This is a genomic window from Gloeocapsopsis sp. IPPAS B-1203, from assembly GCF_002749975.1.
Classification (GTDB): Bacteria; Cyanobacteriota; Cyanobacteriia; order Cyanobacteriales; family Chroococcidiopsidaceae; genus Gloeocapsopsis.
Genome location: NZ_PEIG01000002.1, coordinates 466104 through 487673, shown reverse-complemented (window position 1 = coordinate 487673; position 21570 = coordinate 466104). Strand labels below are relative to the sequence as shown.

The following is a 21570-nucleotide window of genomic DNA, read 5'->3' as shown; positions in this document are numbered from 1 at the left end:
TATGTCTGTCATCGAAACTTGGCAACACGAATACATCAACGCTAACGGCATTAAACTCCACTACGTCACTCAAGGCAATGGTTCTTTAATGCTAATGTTGCATGGGTTTCCGGAATTTTGGTACTCATGGCGGCATCAAATACCAGAGTTTGCTAAAGATTATAAAGTTGTTGCGCTCGACTTGCGCGGTTACAACGACAGCGACAAACCGAAACAGCAGTCAGCGTATGTGATGCGCGAATTTCTTCAAGATGTTAAAGGTGTGATTACCGGACTTGGATACGAAAAGTGCATTTTAGTTGGACATGATTGGGGAGGTGCGATCGCTTGGAGTTTTGCCCATTCCTACCCCGAAATGGTAGAACGTCTGATTGTGATGAACATACCTCATCCTGCCAAATTTGCCGAAGGATTACGTACACCACAACAACTGATGCGTAGTTCTTATATGTTTTTCTTTCAGCTACCTGGACTACCAGAAATGCTACTCCAAGCCTCAGACTATCAAGCAATTGAGACAGCTTTCAAAGGTATGGCAGTCGATAAAAGCGCCTTTACTCAAGCAGATATAGACGCCTATAAAGATGCAGCCAGCAAACGTGGTGCTTTAACAGCAGCACTCAATTACTACCGTAACGTTTGGCAACAAGGATTACTTAATCACAATTGGGATGTTTTAGAGGTTCCGACATTACTCATTTGGGGAGAAAGTGATACTGCACTTGGCAAAGAACTTACCTACGGTACAGATAAGTACGTTAGAAACTTGCAAATCAAATACATTCCCAATTGTAGCCATTGGGTACAGCAAGAAAAACCGCAACTAGTTAATCAATATATACGCGAGTTTCTAGCAACGTAGACACTGTTTGATAAAATCAGGTCATGATTACAGCATCTCATGTCATATGCGCGATCCTCTGCGTAGTTTAAAGTTTTTACCTTGGCGATCGCTGCTGCAAGTTTCGCTACTAGTTGCTGTGATTGTGATCGTTTTAGACTTTCTCCTGACTCTGGGATACATTCAATCAGATGTATTTCAACGTTTACTCATGCTGGTATACGCCCCGCCACTGGGAATTATCATCTCTTTGGCGATCGCTGTAGGGCTTGGTGCATTAGGAGTTTATTTACTTGAACGCTTTTATCGCTTAGTCTCAATCAACACAGGTTCTTTATGGGCATTAGTTTTGTGTTTAGCAGTAATACTATTTCTTAAATCACTTCTACCACTTCCAGCAGTCCTATTTAACTTAAACCAAGCAAGTTTAATCGGCATTATTATCGGCGTATTCTGGAAAGGACGCCCCTACTGGCGCTAATCTCTTTCTTCACTCTCTGCGTCTGTGTGGTTTGTAAACAAAAAAAATTAAACTAATGAAAGTAGGATTTCTCGGTACTGGACTCATGGGACTACCCATGGCACAAAGACTATTAAATGCTAATCTCGAACTTATTGCCTACAACCGTACTGCGGAAAAGTTAACACCACTCAAAGAAGTTGGTGCAGAAATTGCAACACATCCTCAAGCAGTCACTCAAGCAGCAGAATGTATCATTTTAATGCTGACAGATGCGATCGCGATTCGTAGCGTACTTTTTTCAGATTCCCAAGAGTTAGCCGGAAAAACAATCATTCAAATGGGAACAATTTCCCCTACCGATAGCAAAGCAATTCGCGATGAAGTGATTGCAAATAAAGGTGAATACTTAGAAGCACCTGTTTTAGGGAGTATTCCCGAAGCAACCGCAGGTAAATTAATCGTCATGGTAGGCGCAACCCCAGAACAATTTCAGCGTTGGTTGCCATTATTGCAAAACTTTGGTTCCGAACCACTGCATATTGGTGAAGTTGGTACAGCTGCTGCGGTTAAACTTGCCTTGAATCAACTCATTGCATCACTGACAACAGCGTTTGCTCAAAGTTTAGGACTCATTCTACGTCAAGGAATCGACGTGGAATTATTTATGCAGATTCTTCGCGACAGTGCGCTTTATGCGCCTACCTTCGACAAAAAATTGTCAAGAATGGTCGAGCGTAATTACGATAATCCCAATTTTCCCACGAAACACTTACTCAAAGACATCAATTTATTTATTGCCGAAGCAGAAGCCTCTGGCTTGAACACTAGTGGTGTCGCCGGAGTGCAACAAATCATCGCAGCTACCCTTAGTCAAGGATTTTCTGATGCAGATTATTCTGCGCTATTTTCTGCTGTAAATCCTGATTGATTTGGAGTTTTGAGCCAATTCTATGCGTATTTCTGCAAAATAGTAATCAGCAATAAAAAACCAGATGTCCACTACTTCAGGAACCTGGTTGAAAACTACGCGATTGCAAGCATTAGTTCTTAGCTAAGGCTGGATACCGAGAAGGCGACAAAAATGACTCCACTAACTAAGACAGCAGCTACTACTCCCCAAATCACAAAATTACGCTGCTGTGTTTTATTTGGAGGTTCTGCTGCATACATCTTTGGTTCTTTGGCAAAGTTATTGAGACGACCGCCTTCTTCTGTGGTATAGGGCATGAGTAAAATCCTTTTTTCTGCTTATTTTAACTAAGCTTAATTACAACTAGTATATATACTCTACCATCTTAGTCACAAATCTTTACAAGGAAAATACTAAGAGCAAGCAGTGGAAGAGGGGTTAGTTTTAAGTTTTGTTAGCGAAGAAAGGTGCCTTAGCACGTTTTGTTCGCGTAGCGTGCCGGAGGCATTTATTAAGGACTTTTCTCAACTCTCTTAAGCTCATAACTGGGCACTTCACGATCCAAGAGCAACCGCTTTAGAGCCTGTTTCTAAAGAAAAGCTAAAGCAGAGGTGAGAGACAGAAGACTCGTTGTTTAATAGAAAGGTCTGAAAGTGTGTTTTGATGCTTTCCTTTTCCTTGCCACATTCTACATCTAGTTTACAAAGTTAGTGGGATAGGTTCTCAGTAATCCCATATTCAATTGCCCCAGTGAACAAATTCCGTATTTAGGCAAGCGCGTCACAAGTCAACCTGTTAATTTAGGCGATCGCTGGCAACAAGTTATTTTGCAAATCGGTCAATTAGGACGTGAGGCGCAAGCATAGCAAACTCTCCTCAATCACAACCAGCGACTTGCGCAAATCAAAGCACAATTAGCACCTGCGATCGCACAGCAAAAAACCTCGTTTTAGGCTTTGCTAACGAAATTTCTAGTTCGTTCTTATTTGATCGCAACAATTTTGTCTGTAGCTTACTTGCAGACTTTGATTTTCATGTTGTTAATCTTGAAGAACGCAGTAGCGGTATCTTTTCGGTGGAATTCTTACCTCAGATTGATACCGATATGATTTTAGTATTGCCTTCAGGAGAAAACACGATAGAGAATGCCATTTGGCGATCGCTTTGGGCGTTCCAGAATCAAAAAATGTACTTTATTGATTATCAAATTACACGTATTCGCGGATCAATCGCTGCCGAAGTGTTTATCAATCAAATGCAACAATTATTGCAAGCATTGGTACAAGTAAAAAAAACTTAGAAGCTACTGTGTATTACTAATCTACAGTTTTCCAGAGGGCGATCGCTATGCTAACCTAGCAATATTTAATGGTAATAATTCCTAGTTATGGTCAATATAATTTCTCAAGCTGAGTACAAACAAAATTGGCAGCAGGTTAACCACAACACTTATTATCCAGAAGCATCTGATAATACGGATTTTATTAATTACTGCCCGCAGAACTTCGGAAGAGGATATCGTCGTAATATTAAGTTACGAGGTATAAAACTACTGATTGTTGATGAAGAATTTTATGATGATTTATGTGTTGAATGTGATAGTAGCCAATTAGAGCAAGAGCGAATTATAGAATTTGGATTTAACCTATCGGGTTCATACTTGGGAAAAAATGGAAAACTAAGTTTTTTTGACTGGATTAACCAAAATCAAACAGATGCAAAAGAATGTATTACTGTTAGTGCTAGAAAGCGACAATTGAAAGTAGATATTCATTTAGATAGCCAAGACTTAATCAACAGTTTTATTTCTAATCAAACAGAAAAAATACCGAACAGTTTAACGTTTTTATTAGAAGGAAGCAGCGAACAAAATTTTTATGAAAACAATGTAGTCAATCCAGAAATGCATCTACCATTAGAGCAAATTATAAATTGTCCTTTTCAGGGAATAACTAAACACATATATTTAGAAGGCAAATGTTTAGAATTAATTGCCCTTAAATTAGAGCAGTTGGCACAGTATGAAAAATCTACAGAGAAATCAATTGTGCTAAAAAAAGATGATATTGAAAGAATTCACGCAGCTAAAGTAATTTTAATTGAAAATATTCATCATCCCCCTTCATTAATTGAACTAGCACGTCAAGTAGGATTAAATGATTATAAGTTAAAAATTGGTTTTCATCAGGTACTTGGCACAACAGTTTTTGGCTACTTACATCAACAGCGTATGGAATTGGCACGTCAATTACTTTTAGAAAGTCAGATGAGTATCAAAAACGTAGCGCGTGCTGTTGGTTATGCAAACCAAGGTTGTTTCGCTGCTGCTTTTCGTAAGCGATTTGGGGTGAATCCTAAATACTATCGTCTGAAAAGTTAAAGAGCTTACTTAGCTCCAAAAAAATCCGTGAACCGCCGAAAATAATCCGTCTCACAGCTGAACAAGTATTCTAAATCACAGGCAAATTATTGTAGTCTTCTTGAAAAAGATTACTAAGTGGTCTAGAAATATATGTCAAAGAGGCTGCAATTATTTATAAGTTTATGGTTAACCGGGATGGTGGTTACAGCTAGACCTGCTGGGGCAATTCCCAGTGTAAATAAGGTAGAACCACCCACAACTAATGTAAAAAAATTGGCTCAAGCCTTGACTCCTCAATTTCCTATTGTTGTCAATGGAACACAAGCCAATCCTACTGAGAATGGTGTAGAAATTATTTTGCAGACAACTCACGGAGAACGACTGCAAATTATCAATCGCAGTGCAGACAATAACTTTATTGCAGATATTCCTAACGCTCAACTGCTGTTACCCAGTGGCGATGCGTTTACCTTCAGTTCACAAAACCCAGTTGAGGGAATTACCGAGATTTTCATCATTAATCTAGATGCTAACACGATTCGGGTGACAGTAACAGGTGAAACAGAGTTGCCGACAGTTGAGTTATTTGACAGCGGTGAAGGTTTAGTTTTGATCGCATCTACGGCTACGGCAATGCAACCACCACAGCAGTCAGAAACTGAAACACCGCCAGCAGAATCATTAACGCAAGACGATCAGCCGATTGAAATAGTGGTAACAGGTGAACAAGATAGGTATCGCGTTACAGAAGGCTCCACTGCAACCAGAACAGATACACCACTACGGGATATTCCCGCCAGTATACAGGTGATTCCGCGTCAGGTGATTGAAGACCAAGGAGCAATTCGCTTGGATGAAGCTTTGCGTAACATTGGTGGTGTTACCTTTTCTAATTCTGTTGGTAATCGAGGGCAAAATTTTCTAGTCCGAGGATTTTCCGCCACACAGTACAGAAATGGGCTGAGAGAAGACGCTGGTGGTGGTGGTTCTTTTAACACTCGGACTGCTCAAGAAACAGCGGATCTAGAACGAATTGAAGTTCTCAAAGGTCCGGCTTCTGTACTGTTTGGGCAGGGTGAACCTGGTGGTATCATTAATTTGGTTACTAAAAACCACTTTCTACACCTTACTACAACATTGGATTCACGGCAGGAAGTTTTGACTTCTATCGCCCAACATTAGATTTTTCCGGTCCGTTGAATGAGGATGGTTCACTTGCTTATCGCCTGAATATTGCCTATGAAAGTGCAGGTAGTTTTCGAGATTTCACCGATTCGAGGCGTTACTTCATTGCTCCCTCCTTAACGTGGACAATTAGCCCTAGTACAAAGCTGACTCTAGAAGCATCTTATCTGCAAGACAGGCGTTCTCCTGATACTGGACTAATAGTACTCAATGGTAGCGATCGCCCAGCTAATTTGCCTTTTAACCGAACTTTGGCTGATCCTGATAACTATGCAATGAATTTTGATGAAACGCGGGCTTATCTTTTCCTGGATCACAAATTCAGTGATGATATTTCTGTGCGTACCGCTTTTCGTTATACAACTAGCTTTGAATCTTTTCGAGAAGGGTTATCTTTTATTAGAAGTTTGCGAGATGATAACCGGACAGTAGAACTGGGAATTTCCTCCACCGACCAATTCTATGAGACCTATACCTTCCAAAATGATTTAATTTGGCAGTTTAATACAGGAGCGATCGCTCACACACTGTTATTCGGTTTAGAAGTGAATAATGGCTTTGGTCGATTTAGTTCTCAAGTCCCGCCAGAACAGCAAAATGTCACTGGAGGATTGCTGGATATTTTTGAGCCAAACTACAACGCAATTACTTACACCGGAGGATTTCAGGTCTTTGAAGATGGCGACTTCCAAAAACGAAATATGTTTGGTGTTTATTTACAAGACCAAATTACCATAGCGAATAATATCAAACTGTTGGTTGGTGGTAGGTTTGATAGTGTTGACACTGAACAGCTGTTTCAAGTTGACGAGTTTGTAGTAGAGCAACGTGATAGTGCATTTTCGCCCCGTCTAGGTCTTGTCTATCAGCCAAATGAAAATTTATCACTCTATGCCAGCTACTCGCGATCGTTTGTGCCGGTATTAGGTAGGAGTGCCATAAATCAACCATTCCAGCCTACACGAGGAACACAGTATGAAGTCGGAGCCAAAGCCGATTTTTTGGATGGTCGCCTTTCTGCTGTTGTCTTGAGTCCACCATTATTAGATATTCTGCTGTCGTTAGGGGTGCAACCAGCGGGTTATGCAGAAGTAGATTTGTTAAACACTAAAGTATTTGATCGCCCCAGCCAGCAAATTCCTTATTTAGGAAAACGTGTCACAAGTCAGCCTGTGAACTTAGGCGATCGCCACAATCCTTCTATAGAAAAATTATTGCAACTCAAACCCGATTTAATCTTGGGTGAAAAGTTTTATCTCAAGGAAAATTACAAATTATTTTCCAGCATTGCTCCAACGGCATTTTTTCAAACCGAGGGAGAAACAGGGTGGAAATCTGTAATGCCGATTATTGCTCAAGCTTTAAATCGAGAAGAACAAGCACAACAAGCGATCGCATCTCATAATCAACTTGTGAGAACAGCCAAAAGTCAACTAGCACCAGTGGTATCAGGACAAACCATTATTGTTTTAGGTTGGCAACCCACCTCCAATCAGTCATTTATATTTGCGTCTGGTTTTATTACTGGGCTACTGGAGGATTTAGGCTTTCGGGTTATTGTAGGGGCGCCAAATAGACCGAACACCTCGATTGAAGCCATAGCAAGCATTAAAGCTGATTACATTTTAATCATGCCATCTGGAGATAACACTATCAGTAATGCCAAACAGCAATGGCAAAATGATCCAATCCTACGTTTAATTCCCGCCGCACAAGCTGGGAAGATTTACTTTATGGACTATCAAATCGCGCGCATTCGCGGACCAATTGCTGCTGAAGTCTTTATTAATCAAATACAACAATTGCTGCAACCAAGTTAAAGATGCGATCGCGACTACTTAGTTCCTACTTCAATGAATAAACCTGCTATGAAAATGTTAGGAGAATGCTTTGAAGCAAGAGGTCTATTGATTACGAGTGACTCATAGCCTCCCTTAGTTCTCTTCTTTTGAGCTATCCTGACACCAGAAACTAGCTAGTGATTGTGCCTGAAAGTGGTGAACTGGGGCTAGCATAGTCTTTAATAGGAATTCTCCCAGCAAGATAGGCAAGACGTCCTGCGATCGCAGCCATACTCATTGCCCGTGCCATTACTGGTGGATTTTTAGCTTGGGCGATCGCTGTATTAATCAACAATGCATCCGCGCCTAATTCCATTGCTTGTGCAGCTTCACTAGGAGTCCCAATTCCCGCATCTACCACGACGGGGACATTGGCATTTTCAATGATGATTTGGATATTTGCGGTGGTTTTCAATCCTTGTCCTGAACCAATAGGCGAAGCTAAAGGCATAACAGTAGCACAACCGACTTCTTCCAAACGCTTAGCTAACATCGGATCGGCATTAATATAGGGAAGTACGGCAAAACCTTCTTTGACTAACTTTTCGGCAGCTTCTAATGTGCCAATGGGATCGGGTAATAGATACTTGGCGTCAGGAATGACTTCTAGCTTAACAAAGTTATTATCTTCTTGCCCTAATAATTTCGCCATCTCGCGTCCCAAACGCGCAACCCGAATTGCCTCTTCGGCTGTTTGACAACCCGCAGTATTAGGTAGCATCCAGATTTGATTCCAATCCAAGGCTTCTGCTAAACCTTCGTGTCCTGGTGCATTAGTTTGGACGCGACGTACTGCAACTGTCACAATTTCGCAACCACTGGCGACAACACTTTGCTGCATTTGCTCAATACTGCGATACTTGCCTGTACCTGTCATCAAGCGCGAATGAAACGTTCGCCCCGCAATTGTTAAAGGAGTATCAATTTCTGTTAATGATTCTATTGGTTTTTCAATGGTTTGCATTTTTGCCGATGGTGATAAATATTGAGTTGGCGATGATTTTGGCAGCACTGGAGCAATTTTTTCTTGGTAGAACCGCGAGAAATGAAAATGTTCTAACAGCGGATCGGATTTTTGTTGCCAAATGTACTCAGCAATTAAACTTGCTGTTACTGGTGCTAGTAAAATACCATTACGATAATGCCCAGTAGCAAATGTCAAGTTATGGCAAGGGCTAGAACCTAAAATTGGCAACTCATCAGGCGTTGCAGGACGAAATCCCCACCATAGTTCATTGATGGGATAATGTTGTAATTGCGGTACTAAGCGCGTTGCATTCTGTAGTAAAGTTTGAATTCCTAACGGGGTATTATACGGTGTCAATCCCACATCTTCACTTGTTGCACCAACAATGATTCTGCGATCGCGACGCGGCACAATATACGTATCTGATCCATACAAAACTCGCTGTAGTGGTAATTCAGAATAACCTTCAGGTACTCGCAGCGACAGCATTTGTCCTTTTTTCGGACGTACCGCCACAGGTAATAATTCATTTGACCAAGCACCGGCAGCTAGCACATAATGTTCAGCACGATAGACACCCGCCGAAGTTTGTACGCCTATAACGCGTCGTTGCTGTTGTTGAATTGCTTGTACAGTAACGTTGTCTTGTAAATTAATTCCTAAAGACTCCGCAGTTGTCCACAGCGATCGCATCAATGCCCGATTATCTACTTGTCCATCTTCGGGATACCACCAACCGCCAATCACATCGCTACTCAATCCTGACTGATACATATTAATTGCATCACGTTCTAGCCAGTAAGCAACCTCATCGTCTTCTGCTGTATAAATGGGTTCTTGATACATAGGGGCTAATATTCCACAAGCCCAGTATTCTGTCGTGACACCAGAAAGTTGTTCAAGTTTATCAATCCATTCAGGATACAGCGATCGCGATTTTAAGCATAGATCGCGCATTGCCCCAGGAGGAATTGCCTCTGCTTGCGGTGCTAGCATCCCCGCCGCCGCATGACTTGCAGCTGCTCGAAAGTCGCGACTGAGTACTGTCACAGAAGCACCACGTAGCTTGAGTTCAACTGCGATCGCTAAACCAACAACACCGCCACCAATAATTAAAATGTCACTTGTCGTCATTGCTAAAAAGCTGACTTGCTTCTACTGCGGATCTCAAAATTTTACACGCTTATCTCTAGACTAACGCTAATTGAGGGGCGAGTGATTAGTGGCTAGTGGCTAGCAAAAGAGTGATTAGTAAAAGAGAAGTTTATAAGTATTATTTCTCCCCTGCGTCTCTGCGCCTCTGCGCCTATGCTTCCTCAACTCCACACAATATCCGTACCTTGTCCCCAAAAACCGTTAAATTTTGTCACTTTCACATCACCTAACACTTGAGTTTGACAAGCTAAACGTAAGTTTCTTGTAGGATCGTGGGGAGGAAGCGAACGCCGTGCTTTGTCACGCCAGTTAACTTCTGATACTTCTCCTTCCACTAAGACGGCACAGGTTCCACAAGTACCTATACCGCGACAGTTAATGATTGTGGCGTTGCCGTTATGAGGGTTGACTTCATTTTGCAGCAAAACTTGACGCAAATTAGCTGTGCGTTCGCAAATTATTGTCTTTCCTTGAGCTAGCACTTTTATCATAGGTGAGTAGATATGTTTAGTAATGGGTAATCGGTAATAGGTAATGGGTATTCTTTCCAATTACCAGTGACCAATGACCAATTACCGTTTTTTCAATTTTCCACCTTTTGTCCCGTTTTTACCTATGAATGCAAATTCCTCCAATCGACTTTGGATTTATGACACGACATTACGCGATGGTACTCAGCGAGAGGGACTATCGGTGTCAACTGAAGATAAACTGCGAATTGCTCGTAGGTTAGATCAGTTAGGGATACCATTTATTGAAGGTGGGTGGCCTGGGGCAAATCCCAAGGATGTACAATTTTTTTGGCAATTACAAGAAGAACCACTCCAACAAGCAGAAATTGTGGCGTTTTGTTCGACTCGTCGCCCGCATATTCCAGCTGCGGAAGATCCACTCCTACAAGCGATTCTCTCAGCAGGAACGCGCTGGGTAACTATTTTTGGTAAATCTTGGGATTTACACGTTACTGAAGGCTTAAAAACTAGCTTAGACGAAAATCTGGTAATGATTCGAGATACGATTGAGTATCTCCGCAGCCAAGGACGCCGCGTGATTTACGATGCTGAACACTGGTTTGATGGCTTTAAGTACAACCGAGAATATGCTTTGGAAACACTCCATGCTGCGATCGCTTCTGGTGCTGAATGGCTTGTACTGTGTGATACGAATGGCGGTACTCTACCGCACGAAGTCGGCGCAATTGTTAAAAATGTTGTGGAAGTCGTCGGCGATCGCAACTCGCCGCAAATTGGTATCCATACACACAATGATTCTGATACTGCAGTAGCCAATGCGATCGCGGGTGTCCTTGAAGGCGCGAGAATGGTACAAGGCACGATGAATGGTTATGGCGAACGTTGCGGTAATGCTAACTTGTGTTCGCTGATTCCTAACCTACAGCTGAAGTTAGGCTACTCGTGTATTCAAACCGAACAACTTGCCCAACTTGCCCAAACAAGCCGCTTCATTAGTGAAGTTGTTAATCTTGCACCAGACGATCATGCACCTTTTGTTGGACGTTCAGCATTTGCCCATAAAGGCGGTATTCATGTTTCTGCGGTGGAACGCAATCCCTTAACTTACGAACACATTCAACCCGAACAAGTTGGCAATAGTCGCCGTATTGTCATTTCCGATCAAGCAGGATTGAGTAATGTCATCGCCAAAGCACGCACTTTTGGCATTGAACTTGATAAACAAAACCCCGCTGCTCGTCAAATTTTACAACATCTTAAAAAATTAGAAAGTGAAGGTTATCAGTTTGAAGCTGCTGAAGCTAGCTTTGACTTATTAATGCGCGAAGCTTTAGGAAAACGCCAGCAGTTTTTTACGATCAAAGGCTTTCAAGTTCACTGCGATTTAGTATCAGGTATTGAACAACAAAATAACAGTGCGTTAGCAACAGTAAAAGTTACAGTCAACGGTCAAGATATTCTAGAAGCTGCAGAAGGAAACGGTCCAGTTGCTGCGTTAGATGAAGCATTACGTAAGGCATTGGTCAACTTTTATCCACAAATTGCTGAATTTGAACTATCCGACTACAAAGTACGAATCCTCGACGAACATAGCGGCACTTCAGCCAAAACTCGTGTCTTAGTAGAATCACGGAGTCAACATCAACGTTGGACAACTGTCGGTGTTTCTACGAATATTTTGGCAGCCTCTTATCAAGCGGTAGTAGAAGGACTAGAATATGGCTTATTATTACATTTGTCTACGGGAGTGGCATTTAAAATGGTAAAGGGTAATGGGTAATTGTTAGCGAATGTCATTTCCTCCCATTAGCAGTTTTGAAATTATATTTATTTTTGCTTATTTACTTGTATTAATCTAATGTTTACTGCATTACGGAGATATCAAGAACCACTAGCTGCATCTATTGCCGTACTTTTGTGCATATCTGGAATTATTTCGCTGCAATTACCTCAATTACATCAGTTAACGACAAGTAAAACTGTTACTAAAGAATCACTACTAAGAGAAGCTGAAGCCGAAAAAGTCCGCCTAAATTTATTAAGACAACTCCCTAGTTTTGGCTTTGATAACTTAATTGCAAACTGGGTGTTTTTAAACTTTCTTCAGTATTTTGGCGATGATGAAATTCGCCCACAAACAGGATATAGCCTGAGTCCTGAATATTTTGAAATTATTTTAGACCGCGATCCGCGTTTTTTACAAGCATACTTGTTTCTCTCTTCAAGTACCTCACTTTATGCAGGAATGCCAGAACGCGCGATCGCTTTAATGAATAGAAACTTAAAACTTCTTTCTCCTACCGTTCCGCAAAAATCTTATTACATATGGCGTTATAAAGGAATTGATGAATTGCTATTTTTAGGAGATTCCGCCGCTGCACAGCAGTCATTTACAACCGCAGCACAGTGGGCGAGTGTGTATCCTGATGGAGAAAGCAAACAAGTCGCAGCAATTTCTCAAAAAACAGCAGAATTTCTCTCACGCAACCCTAAGAGTAAATCTGCACAAGTTGGGGCTTGGACGATGGTTCTGAGCAATCCAGTTGATGCAGCAACACGTAATTTAGCAATTCGTCGCATTCAAGCACTTGGTGGCGAAGTTTCAGTATCTCCTGAAGGAGTTGTGCAAGTCAAACCACCACAAGAAGATTAAACAAGCTTGGTGCATAAATTCGCGGCTTAAAAACTAAGTCCAGATGGTGCGTGGATTGAATGCAAAATAAATATTTAATGTAGGGGGTAAACTAACATTTATTGGTATAGCGGTAAATTAATCCAAAGCAACACAATAGAATTAGCAATTGACGATCCTGGTCTACTCTACGGCGCAACAGTATTTACAACGCTGCGAGTCTATCATCAATCACTCGCTCATCCCTTCACTAATTGGCAAGCCCACTGCGATCGCCTGCGTTATAGTAGCGAAACATTCGGTTGGCAACTCCCTGATTGGGAACAAATTCAGCAAGGTGCACTTAGCTTAATCTCACACTTCCCCGTTCTCAGAATTACCATTTTTCCTAATGGCTGCGAATTAATTATAGGAAGACACCTACCTGTAGACTTGACAAAAAAACAAAAGTATGGAGTTAGAGCCTGGATTGCAACAAATCATGACAGATCTTTACCCTTGCATAAGACAGGAAACTATCTCTCGCCGTGGTTGGCTAAACTAGCAGCACAACAACACTCAGCAGACGAAGCAATTTTAGTTGATGAAAACGGCAATTGGTTAGAGACGAGTACAGGCAACTTGTGGGGGTGGCGGGATAACTGTTGGTGGACACCACCGTTAACAGCAGGAATACTACCAGGAGTTGCGCGATCGCAACTATTAGAATGGATACAACAGCATTGTCGAGTTCAAGAGGAACCTTGGTTTGCAGATGCAGTCGATACGTTTGAGGCGATCGCCTATTCTAATAGCGTTGTAGAAGTGATTCCGATCCATACGGTGATTGAACAGCATGGAGAAGTCATCCAAAAGACGTACGATCCCTACCACTCTAGTCTCAAGCTATTGCGACAACTTTACGTAGCATGACAACTAGTCAAAAATTAATGTAGATTAAGAATAGTTAACAATTTCAATAAAAGCGCCCTCGCACATTAAATTAGGAGGATTGACCTCGGTGAATAAACGGTGGAGAAACGCGGGGCTGTACGCACTGCTTGCTGTTGTTGTCGTTGCGCTAGGTACAGCGTTCTTCGATAGACAACCTCAAAGTCGAGAAACATGGCGTTACAGTCAATTTATTCAAGAAGTAGAACAAGGTAGAGTTGAGCGAGTTAGCTTAAGTGCAGATCGCACCAGAGCCTTAGTCACACCTCTAGACGGTGAAAAACGAGTCGTAAACTTGCCAAACGACCCTGACTTAATCAATATTCTGACTAGAAACGAAGTAGATATTTCTGTTCTGCCACAAACTGATGATGGTTTTTGGTTTAGAGCATTAAGCAGTTTATTTGTTCCAGCTTTACTTTTAGTTGGTTTATTTTTCTTACTGCGGCGCGCACAGAATGGTCCTGGTAGCCAAGCAATGAACTTTGGTAAATCTAAAGCCAGAGTTCAAATGGAACCACAAACCCAAGTCACATTTGGTGATGTTGCTGGTATCGATCAAGCCAAACTGGAACTCAACGAAGTTGTAGACTTCCTGAAAAACGCAGACCGCTTCACCGCAGTCGGGGCAAAAATTCCTAAAGGTGTGCTGCTAGTAGGACCTCCAGGAACAGGTAAGACTTTACTCGCGCGTGCAGTTGCAGGAGAAGCAGGCGTTCCGTTCTTCTCGATCTCAGGTTCAGAATTTGTCGAAATGTTCGTGGGTGTTGGTGCTTCCCGCGTGCGTGACTTGTTTGAACAAGCAAAAGCAAATGCACCTTGTATCGTCTTTATCGATGAGATTGACGCTGTTGGTCGTCAGCGGGGTGCTGGCTTAGGTGGCGGTAACGATGAGCGCGAACAAACCCTCAACCAGTTGCTTACCGAAATGGATGGTTTTGAGGGTAACACAGGTATTATCATCATCGCGGCGACTAACCGCCCTGATGTACTTGATGCAGCATTATTGCGCCCAGGTCGTTTTGACCGTCAAGTAGTTGTCGATCGCCCTGACTATGCTGGACGTGTAGAAATCCTGAGAGTTCATGCGCGTGGTAAGACTCTAGCTAAGGATGTCGATGTTGAAAAGATTGCCCGTCGTACTCCTGGCTTTACTGGTGCAGATCTATCAAACTTGTTGAATGAAGCTGCAATTTTAGCCGCACGACGAAATCTCACAGAAATCTCGATGGATGAAGTCAATGATGCGATTGACCGCGTTTTGGCAGGTCCAGAGAAGAAAGATCGCGTGATGAGCGAAAAGCGCAAGACCTTAGTTGCTTATCATGAAGCTGGTCACGCTTTAGTTGGTGCTTTAATGCCTGACTATGACCCTGTCCAGAAAATTAGCATTATTCCTCGCGGTCGTGCTGGTGGTTTAACTTGGTTTACTCCCAGTGAAGATCGCATGGAAACAGGACTTTATAGCCGTTCCTACCTCGAAAACCAAATGGCGGTAGCCTTGGGCGGTCGGATTGCTGAAGAAATCATCTTTGGTGAGGAAGAAGTCACAACGGGTGCTTCTAACGACTTACAGCAAGTTGCTCGCGTTGCCCGTCAAATGGTAACACGCTTTGGCATGAGCGATCGCTTAGGTCCTGTGGCATTAGGTCGTCAGCAAGGCAATATGTTCCTTGGTCGCGATATCGTTGCTGAACGCGATTTCTCGGAAGAAACAGCAGCTACGATTGATGACGAAGTTCGTGAATTAGTAGAAGTCGCTTATCGCCGTGCTAAGGAAGTTCTTGTCGATAATCGTCACATTCTCGATCAGCTAGCACAAATGCTAATTGACAAAGAAACTGTAGACTCTGATGAATTGCAAGAACTACTAGCAAATAGTGATGTTAAAACAGCAGCTTTTGCTTAATTTTGATAACTGAAAGCGAAGCGTTACGCTCGTAATTTTTAATTGGGGTAATTCTGGAATGTAAACCAGAGTTGCCCTTTTTTATACCGTCTAACTTCTAACCCTGATCTCTGAACTCTGCTATAGAGGTCTATTAGTTCAAATAGAATATAGAAATAGGTAGATACATAAACTAAAAAGGATAGGAAAAATCCCATCCTTCTTAAGAACTTTTATATTCGTAACAGTCACTATTCAAGATTGCTGGGTCATTTCAGACTTTTTACCCGAAGCACGTTCAAACCATTCTTGGTATGTTTTTTGCTGTTCAGTGTCTTCGACAACGACTTCTATTCTCACTTTCTTGCAACCGTGGCGGCGTTCTAGTGCGATCGCATTCAGAAGTAAACTGGCAATTTTAGGAGAGTCAAATTCACCACTCACTGTTAAACCACCACTTGTTCCTATTCTTGAACTAAGCGATGTTAACTGATTAATCTCTGCCTCTCTTAATTCAAGCCCAGTAATTTCTTGTTGTCCTAGTTCTATTTCTGCTAGTTGCTTTCGCTCTGGACTGACTTGTTCAACTATTAGCTTTTCCCTTCTTACAGGAATTTCTACCATTCGAGTCTCAATTTCTTTACGGACAATGACCTCGCCAACTTTACGTTTGTTGCGGTCAACAATGACTCTTTCTCCAAGTAAGCGAATAACTTCGTCTGTTAACATTCCTGATTCGCTTAATTCAGTTGCAACTACTGCAGTAGTTTCAGCATATTCACTACTATGTGTACTAGCGTTACTTTCTTTTGCGTAAGCAGGTGTTGCTGGGTTGTTATTAACTTCTGGAAATTCCATTCTTTGCGTCTCTGTAGTTATACACTGCGGTAATTTTTCACTTTCTGCTTGGCTAATATTTACCAAGACAGTTTTGTTCACAGGATCAATTTTTTGAACAAGCTTGCTAACTAATAAAACTAGATGAGATTGTTGTAAACTATCTTTGATAGATAAAACTAAATTGATTTGTTTATCGTTATCTAGCTTTAAGTCTACGACTTTCGCAAAAATATTACCTTGGTTATTTAAGACAATAAAGTTACTCAATTTACTTTTGAGTTTTTCCAGTAGGGCATCTATACGGTTGTGGTTTTGCATAGATTCACCTCTGAATAAAAACTGCTGCTTATTCATTTTATTAACATTTAAAGATTTGAAAGTAGGGGTTGATGTTTATTTTTACCCCTACTCTACTCTCACTTAAACCTTATGGTGTGAAGTGTAAAAGTGATTATTTATCTACACGCGATCATTTGGTAAGCGATCGTTGGGTAGACGATCTGATCCCTCGACAACTGTACCTTCGTTGTGAATATCTAGTTCTTCACGACGTATTGTTTCTTGAGCTTGTACAGTTTCTTGGTCTACTTCTTTTCTAACTCTAACTTCTTCACGAACAAAGGCTTCTTTACGAACTTCTGGAGTTTCTTCGTAAAGTTCTACACGAGTTGCTTCACCTTCACCAAACCTAACTTGGTTAGGATCTACAGCTCTGCCTGCATCGGTAGGAGATACTCTCTCAATGACTACCCGCTCTTTTTCGATAGGAATAGAGACTTGAGCAGTTTCTGTTTCTACGCGCTTACCAATAGAAACTTCTCCTGCTTTTCTGCGTACCTTGTTAGCTACTAAGCGCTCTTGATAAAGTTTCAGATTTTGATTTGTATCTTCTTTGAGGTTATACAAATCTTCATCATACTTATAATCATAGGTATCGCGGTTATAGGTTGGTCTGGGAGCAGGAGCTGCTGTACCAACAGTTGCAGCTGTATCTAAGGGTGCAGCTTCTAAAGGCATTTCAACAGTAGGTTGACCGCGATATACGCCACGAACGCGCTCTTCATAGTCGTAGTCTACTGCCATGTTTTCATCAAACTCTGGCAAATTTTCTGCTTGTTCTCTGGTCATTCCCACTGCATATACTCTGTCAGCTCCGTAGTCAATGCGAGAACGACCTACAGGCATTAATACTTTTTTGCCAAAAATCCAGAATCCTAAATCAACAATGAAATAACGGAAATTACCTTCTTCGTCTACTAAAACATCGCTAACAGTACCAATCTTTTCGTCTGTTCCTTGTGCGTATACGCTCATTCCTTTAACATCATTACCATCAAAGGCTTCGCGATAGTCTGGATCAAAATCGCTAATTTTTACAAGTGCCATACTTTTACGTTTCCTTGACCGTTCTACTGTACACAGCTTCCAATATAAAAACTTAGCAATTATTGTTCATCTTCCTATCGAATGAATTCGGATTTTTTAAAAGCTTACTAGTGACAGATATTTTTTCTTTAAGCTATTAATTAAAACGATTTATCTCTAGTTACAATTGAAGCAGCAGTAGAAGTTTATAAAAGTATAGAAAATGTATCATAGTGTAAGGATTGGCTATTTAACAGGTACTATGACTCAAATCCTATAAAATTGTGTATTTCTCTAAGTTCACAAATAGAAAAACTCTAATATATGTGTAACTAAAGATATATACATTTTGAATTTTGATGTTTGTTGATATCTTTTACAGCTTTATTTCGCCTTTATATTTATCAATTTAACAAAATAGTGTAATAATCCTCGATTTTTTATAAAAATCTCTTTTTATCTCTTCTCTTCACTTACTTTTTGGTACATTTCAAAAGTTTTCATAACTCAAACAATATTAGCTCTATTGTCCAAAAACATTATCAATAACAGGAATACCCTCTCTACGAGGTTTGAACTATTTCTTTTGGAATACTAAATAAGTACTTCAATTTAGTTGTCTAGCACTTATATAATAAAAAGCAACTCCAAATTTCTTTCAGCATAGAAACTTGGAGAATGAGTTAGTGATAAAAAATCAGAAAAAATGATTTTATTGCTTAACTTATGATGTACTACTTAGCTTACATTCCATCATGAGTGATTGTATTCATTTGGTTAACGTTTGGCTGACCTTGAGTATCAATATCTAACTCTTCACGACGAATTATTTCTTCAGCTTCTACTGTACTCTGCTCTACAACTTTTCTAATTTTGATTTCTTCGCGTACAAATGCTTCTTTATGTATCTCTGGGGTTTCCTCATAAACTTCAATTCGTACTATTTCGCCTTCTTGAAAGCTAAGTTCTCCAGGCTCAATAATTTCACCTTCTACAGAAGATACGCGTTCAATAATAACTCGCTCTTTTTCTATTGGTACTGATACTTTCGCAGTTTCAGTTTCAACACGTTTACCAACCGCTACTTCACCTGTTTTGATGCGATTCTTTGTGGCTATTAACCTTTCTTCATATAGTTTTAATGATTGCTGATTTGGCTTATTAAGGTTATACAGCAAAGAATCATTCTCATAGCTATACGAATCTCGATCATAAGTAGGAGTAGTTAACTCGCTGCCTTGTAGTGTGGCGACTAAAGGGCGATAAACTTTCCTGACTTGCTCCTCATAGTCGTAGTCTACAGCTAATTGTTCGTTATATTCTGGTAAGCCTTCGACTTGTAATTTAGTTAATCCATCTACAGTAACGCGGTGTGTGTTGTAATCAATTCGAGATAAGCCTATTGGTAGTAAGATTTTTTTGCCTACTGCCTCGAAGCCTGTGTTAATCACCAAATATCGAAAATGTCCTTCCGGATCTACTAAGACATCTTGGACTGTACCTATTTCTTCTCCTCCTTCGGTATAAAGCTTCATGCTTTTAATATCATCACCACCGAAAGTCTCTCGATAATTTGGATCGAAGTCTTCAAGTTTATGCAACGGCATACTATTAACTACCTGTTTCTCTATATTGCTTAATACTTAGCCTAGAAATATCTTTACGTGAATTCATCCTTCTGGCGACTGAATTAGCCTTGAAACAAAGCTAAATTCATCCAGTACAAAGCTATATATTCTTAGTGTTTAAGATTTTTAAAAATAATGAGAAGACTGTTTAAGGAAAGATGTACATAAAAAAGCTATGGTGTTAAAGAAAATAGTTAAACATGCCTTCTGTCTTTTGACAAATTAAAGATATCGTGTATTGAATGTATTAGCTATATGATGAAGGCTTGGTTAGACTTATTGCAACGACATCGCGCGATCGCAGTTATTCGGACGACTCAAAGTGCACAAGGCTATCAAATGGCAAAAGCCGTAGTTGCAGGAGGAATGCATTTAATTGAAGTAGCTTGGACTAGTGACAAAAGTGCAGAGTTAATCGCACGCCTGCAAGCTGAGTTACCACACTGTACAATTGGTACAGGCACACTGCTAAATTTAGAGCAGTTAAACGATGCGATCGCCGCCGGAGCAAAATTTCTCTTCAGTCCGCATTGCGATACTGCTATGATTCATGCTGCTGTACAACAAAATATACCTATTATTCCTGGGGCGCTGTCACCAACAGAAATTGTTCATGCTTACAGTGCTGGAGCAAGTGGTGTTAAAGTTTTTCCTATCCAAGCTGTAGGTGGTGCAAGCTATATCAAAAGTTTGCAAGGACCACTCGGACACATACCATTAATTCCGACAGGAGGAGTAACGTTATCAAATGCACGGGAGTTTATTGTAGCTGGAGCGATCGCCGTAGGTTTAGCCAGTGAATTATTTCCTAAGCACTTAGTTGATCCTGAGAACTGGGAGGCGATTAGTCAACACGCTAAAACATTGATGGAACAACTGCACTAAATGCCCTCCGACTGAAGTCGAAGCCTACCCAAACAAAGTGTACCTTCGTACACTAAAACAAGCAGTGAGTTCATTCTCCAAGCATTCTTAACATATGAGGTACAACTGCCCAACTCAAATCGACATTATTCATTTCTACTTGACATAACTTAGCATCGATTAAGTTTGCTCCTCGCAAAATTGCTGAATTGAGATTCACATCCGTTAAGATTGCACGGTGCAAGTTAGCTCCACTCAAGTTTGTCTTACTCAAGTTTGCCCAACTTAAGTCAGCTTCGGTTAAGTTTGCGGTTGTCAGTTCTGCTTGCTCTAGATTTGCCCCCCGTAAACTTGCCAAAATAGCTTTGGCAGCAATCAGATTTGCACGATGTAAATTTACCCCCGTTAGATTTGCTCCACTAAGATTTGCCTGAGCCAAATTAGCTTCACTAAGATTTGATCCTTCTAAATTTGTTCTACTTAAATCGGCAGATGTTAAGTCGCTGGCGATCAACTCTACCTTTTCTAGCTGTGTTCCACACAAACGCGATCGCATCAATTTTGTGTTTGTCAAATTTGCACGATTCAAGTCAGCATCTATTAGTACAGCTTCGGTTAAATTAGCTTTACTCAGTTGAACTCCACTTAAGGAGGCTTTACTCAAATCTGCTTGTGTCAAGTTCACTTCATGTAAGTTAGCACGGCTCAAGTTAGCTTCACATAATATCGCTTTCCTGAGATCTGCTCTCCACAAATTAACACTACTGAGATCCGCACCTGTTAAATTTGCTGCTGTTAAATCTGCCCCAACTAAATGACTGCCATTAAGGCGAGTTGCAGCCATATTAGCTTGTTTAAGGATAGCTGCATTTAAATCTGCACCAACTAAGTTTGAACGACTCAAATCAGCACCATATAATATTGCTCGTTTGAGCACAATGCCACTTAAATTTACTTCCTGCAAGGTTGCATGACTCAAATCAACATTAGGAAAGTAGCGTTCTCCTGCTGCGTAGCGCCGCAGCAGTTCTTCAGAGTTCATAGTAATTCAAGGTTGAATTTGTACTTGCACATATTGCTCAACAATCCGCACTGGATAAGTATGCAACGGTTCAAGCTGTTGATTTAAACTTGGAAAGCGCAGCTTGCTGGAAGCATTCATTAAAAGAATTTTCATATATATAGCAGAGGTCAGGGGACGCGCCGAAGTGCAGATTTACGGTTCA

The 21570-nt window shown here is 40.9% G+C and carries 19 protein-coding genes and 2 pseudogenes; 12 read left to right on the top strand and 9 right to left on the bottom strand.

Features of this window, described 5'->3' with window-relative positions:
• Nucleotide 1 precedes the first annotated feature (1 nt).
• Genes CSQ79_RS05705 through CSQ79_RS05695 form a run of 3 tightly spaced genes read left to right on the top strand, consistent with a single transcriptional unit; the run spans nucleotide 2 to nucleotide 2232 of the window.
• Nucleotides 2-862, top strand: coding sequence for an alpha/beta fold hydrolase (locus CSQ79_RS05705; protein ID WP_099700209.1), 861 nt, complete (start codon nucleotides 2-4; stop codon nucleotides 860-862).
• Between the two features lie 46 nt (nucleotides 863-908).
• Entirely contained in the window at nucleotides 909-1322 is a 414-nt protein-coding gene (locus CSQ79_RS05700; protein ID WP_099700208.1) for a peptide chain release factor 1, read from the top strand.
• Between the two features lie 55 nt (nucleotides 1323-1377).
• Nucleotides 1378-2232, top strand: a complete 855-nt coding sequence (locus CSQ79_RS05695) for an NAD(P)-dependent oxidoreductase (protein WP_099700207.1) — start codon at nucleotides 1378-1380, stop codon at nucleotides 2230-2232.
• A gap of 119 nt (nucleotides 2233-2351) precedes the next feature.
• Here the strand turns inward: CSQ79_RS05695 and psb34 are convergent, their stop codons facing one another.
• The gene (gene psb34, locus CSQ79_RS05690) at nucleotides 2352-2531 is read right to left on the bottom strand and encodes a photosystem II assembly protein Psb34 (RefSeq protein ID WP_099700206.1); all 180 of its coding nucleotides are present in this window, start codon (nucleotides 2529-2531) and stop codon (nucleotides 2352-2354) included.
• A 758-nt stretch (nucleotides 2532-3289) separates the two neighbouring features.
• On the opposite strand from psb34, the gene CSQ79_RS05685 reads away from it, so the two are divergent.
• The 4 genes from CSQ79_RS05685 (at nucleotide 3290) to CSQ79_RS27435 (ending at nucleotide 7581) form a co-directional block, all read left to right on the top strand.
• Nucleotides 3290-3514 carry a TroA family protein gene (locus tag CSQ79_RS05685; protein ID WP_099700205.1) on the top strand — a complete coding sequence of 75 codons (225 nt, stop codon included), beginning with the start codon at nucleotides 3290-3292 and terminating at the stop codon, nucleotides 3512-3514.
• A gap of 87 nt (nucleotides 3515-3601) precedes the next feature.
• Complete coding sequence (locus CSQ79_RS05680; RefSeq protein WP_099700204.1) at nucleotides 3602-4594, top strand: helix-turn-helix transcriptional regulator; 993 nt, start codon at nucleotides 3602-3604, stop codon at nucleotides 4592-4594.
• Between the two features lie 177 nt (nucleotides 4595-4771).
• Nucleotides 4772-5758: a TonB-dependent receptor plug domain-containing protein gene (locus CSQ79_RS05675; protein ID WP_289500613.1), complete on the top strand. Its 987-nt coding sequence runs from the start codon at nucleotides 4772-4774 to the stop codon at nucleotides 5756-5758.
• A gap of 14 nt (nucleotides 5759-5772) precedes the next feature.
• Nucleotides 5773-7581: a TonB-dependent receptor domain-containing protein gene (locus CSQ79_RS27435; protein WP_289500611.1), complete on the top strand. Its 1809-nt coding sequence runs from the start codon at nucleotides 5773-5775 to the stop codon at nucleotides 7579-7581.
• Between the two features lie 151 nt (nucleotides 7582-7732).
• Here the strand turns inward: CSQ79_RS27435 and CSQ79_RS28815 are convergent.
• From CSQ79_RS28815 to CSQ79_RS05660, 3 genes and pseudogenes are all read right to left on the bottom strand, one after another.
• Nucleotides 7733-8527 (bottom strand): annotated as a pseudogene (locus CSQ79_RS28815) (thiazole synthase); the annotation flags it as partial.
• Nucleotides 8528-8638: 111 nt separating this feature from the next.
• Nucleotides 8639-9703 (bottom strand): annotated as a pseudogene (gene thiO, locus CSQ79_RS28810) (glycine oxidase ThiO); the annotation flags it as partial.
• Nucleotides 9704-9885: 182 nt separating this feature from the next.
• Entirely contained in the window at nucleotides 9886-10215 is a 330-nt protein-coding gene (locus CSQ79_RS05660) for a 2Fe-2S iron-sulfur cluster-binding protein (protein ID WP_099700201.1), read from the bottom strand.
• A 124-nt stretch (nucleotides 10216-10339) separates the two neighbouring features.
• Here CSQ79_RS05660 and cimA point away from each other — a divergent pair, with 124 nt between their 5' ends.
• The 4 genes from cimA (at nucleotide 10340) to ftsH3 (ending at nucleotide 15668) form a co-directional block, all read left to right on the top strand.
• Nucleotides 10340-11977 carry a citramalate synthase gene (cimA, locus tag CSQ79_RS05655; protein ID WP_099700305.1) on the top strand — a complete coding sequence of 546 codons (1638 nt, stop codon included), beginning with the start codon at nucleotides 10340-10342 and terminating at the stop codon, nucleotides 11975-11977.
• A 78-nt stretch (nucleotides 11978-12055) separates the two neighbouring features.
• Nucleotides 12056-12850 (top strand): hypothetical protein, encoded by a 795-nt coding sequence (locus CSQ79_RS05650; RefSeq protein ID WP_099700200.1) that lies wholly within the window; start codon nucleotides 12056-12058, stop codon nucleotides 12848-12850.
• 96 nt (nucleotides 12851-12946) lie between these two features.
• Nucleotides 12947-13741 (top strand): aminotransferase class IV, encoded by a 795-nt coding sequence (locus CSQ79_RS05645; RefSeq protein ID WP_099700199.1) that lies wholly within the window; start codon nucleotides 12947-12949, stop codon nucleotides 13739-13741.
• A gap of 88 nt (nucleotides 13742-13829) precedes the next feature.
• A complete protein-coding gene (gene ftsH3, locus CSQ79_RS05640) occupies nucleotides 13830-15668 on the top strand; it encodes an ATP-dependent zinc metalloprotease FtsH3 (RefSeq protein WP_099700198.1) in 1839 nt (612 codons plus the stop codon).
• Nucleotides 15669-15902: 234 nt separating this feature from the next.
• Here the strand turns inward: ftsH3 and CSQ79_RS05635 are convergent, their stop codons facing one another.
• The 3 genes from CSQ79_RS05635 to CSQ79_RS05625 form a co-directional block, all read right to left on the bottom strand.
• On the bottom strand, nucleotides 15903-16805 hold the full coding sequence (locus CSQ79_RS05635) for a DUF2382 domain-containing protein (RefSeq protein ID WP_099700304.1): 903 nt from the start codon (nucleotides 16803-16805) through the stop codon (nucleotides 15903-15905).
• Nucleotides 16806-16946: 141 nt separating this feature from the next.
• Nucleotides 16947-17873, bottom strand: coding sequence for a DUF2382 domain-containing protein (locus CSQ79_RS05630; protein ID WP_099700197.1), 927 nt, complete (start codon nucleotides 17871-17873; stop codon nucleotides 16947-16949).
• A gap of 722 nt (nucleotides 17874-18595) precedes the next feature.
• Complete coding sequence (locus CSQ79_RS05625; protein WP_099700196.1) at nucleotides 18596-19459, bottom strand: DUF2382 domain-containing protein; 864 nt, start codon at nucleotides 19457-19459, stop codon at nucleotides 18596-18598.
• 276 nt (nucleotides 19460-19735) lie between these two features.
• Here CSQ79_RS05625 and CSQ79_RS05620 point away from each other — a divergent pair, with 276 nt between their 5' ends.
• The gene (locus tag CSQ79_RS05620) at nucleotides 19736-20365 is read left to right on the top strand and encodes a bifunctional 4-hydroxy-2-oxoglutarate aldolase/2-dehydro-3-deoxy-phosphogluconate aldolase (RefSeq protein WP_099700195.1); all 630 of its coding nucleotides are present in this window, start codon (nucleotides 19736-19738) and stop codon (nucleotides 20363-20365) included.
• A gap of 70 nt (nucleotides 20366-20435) precedes the next feature.
• Here the strand turns inward: CSQ79_RS05620 and CSQ79_RS05615 are convergent, their stop codons facing one another.
• Together CSQ79_RS05615 and CSQ79_RS05610 are read right to left on the bottom strand one after the other, a co-directional pair.
• Nucleotides 20436-21386 carry a pentapeptide repeat-containing protein gene (locus tag CSQ79_RS05615; RefSeq protein WP_099700194.1) on the bottom strand — a complete coding sequence of 317 codons (951 nt, stop codon included), beginning with the start codon at nucleotides 21384-21386 and terminating at the stop codon, nucleotides 20436-20438.
• A 6-nt stretch (nucleotides 21387-21392) separates the two neighbouring features.
• On the bottom strand, nucleotides 21393-21521 hold the full coding sequence (locus CSQ79_RS05610) for a hypothetical protein (protein ID WP_289500607.1): 129 nt from the start codon (nucleotides 21519-21521) through the stop codon (nucleotides 21393-21395).
• Nucleotides 21522-21570: the final 49 nt, after the last annotated feature.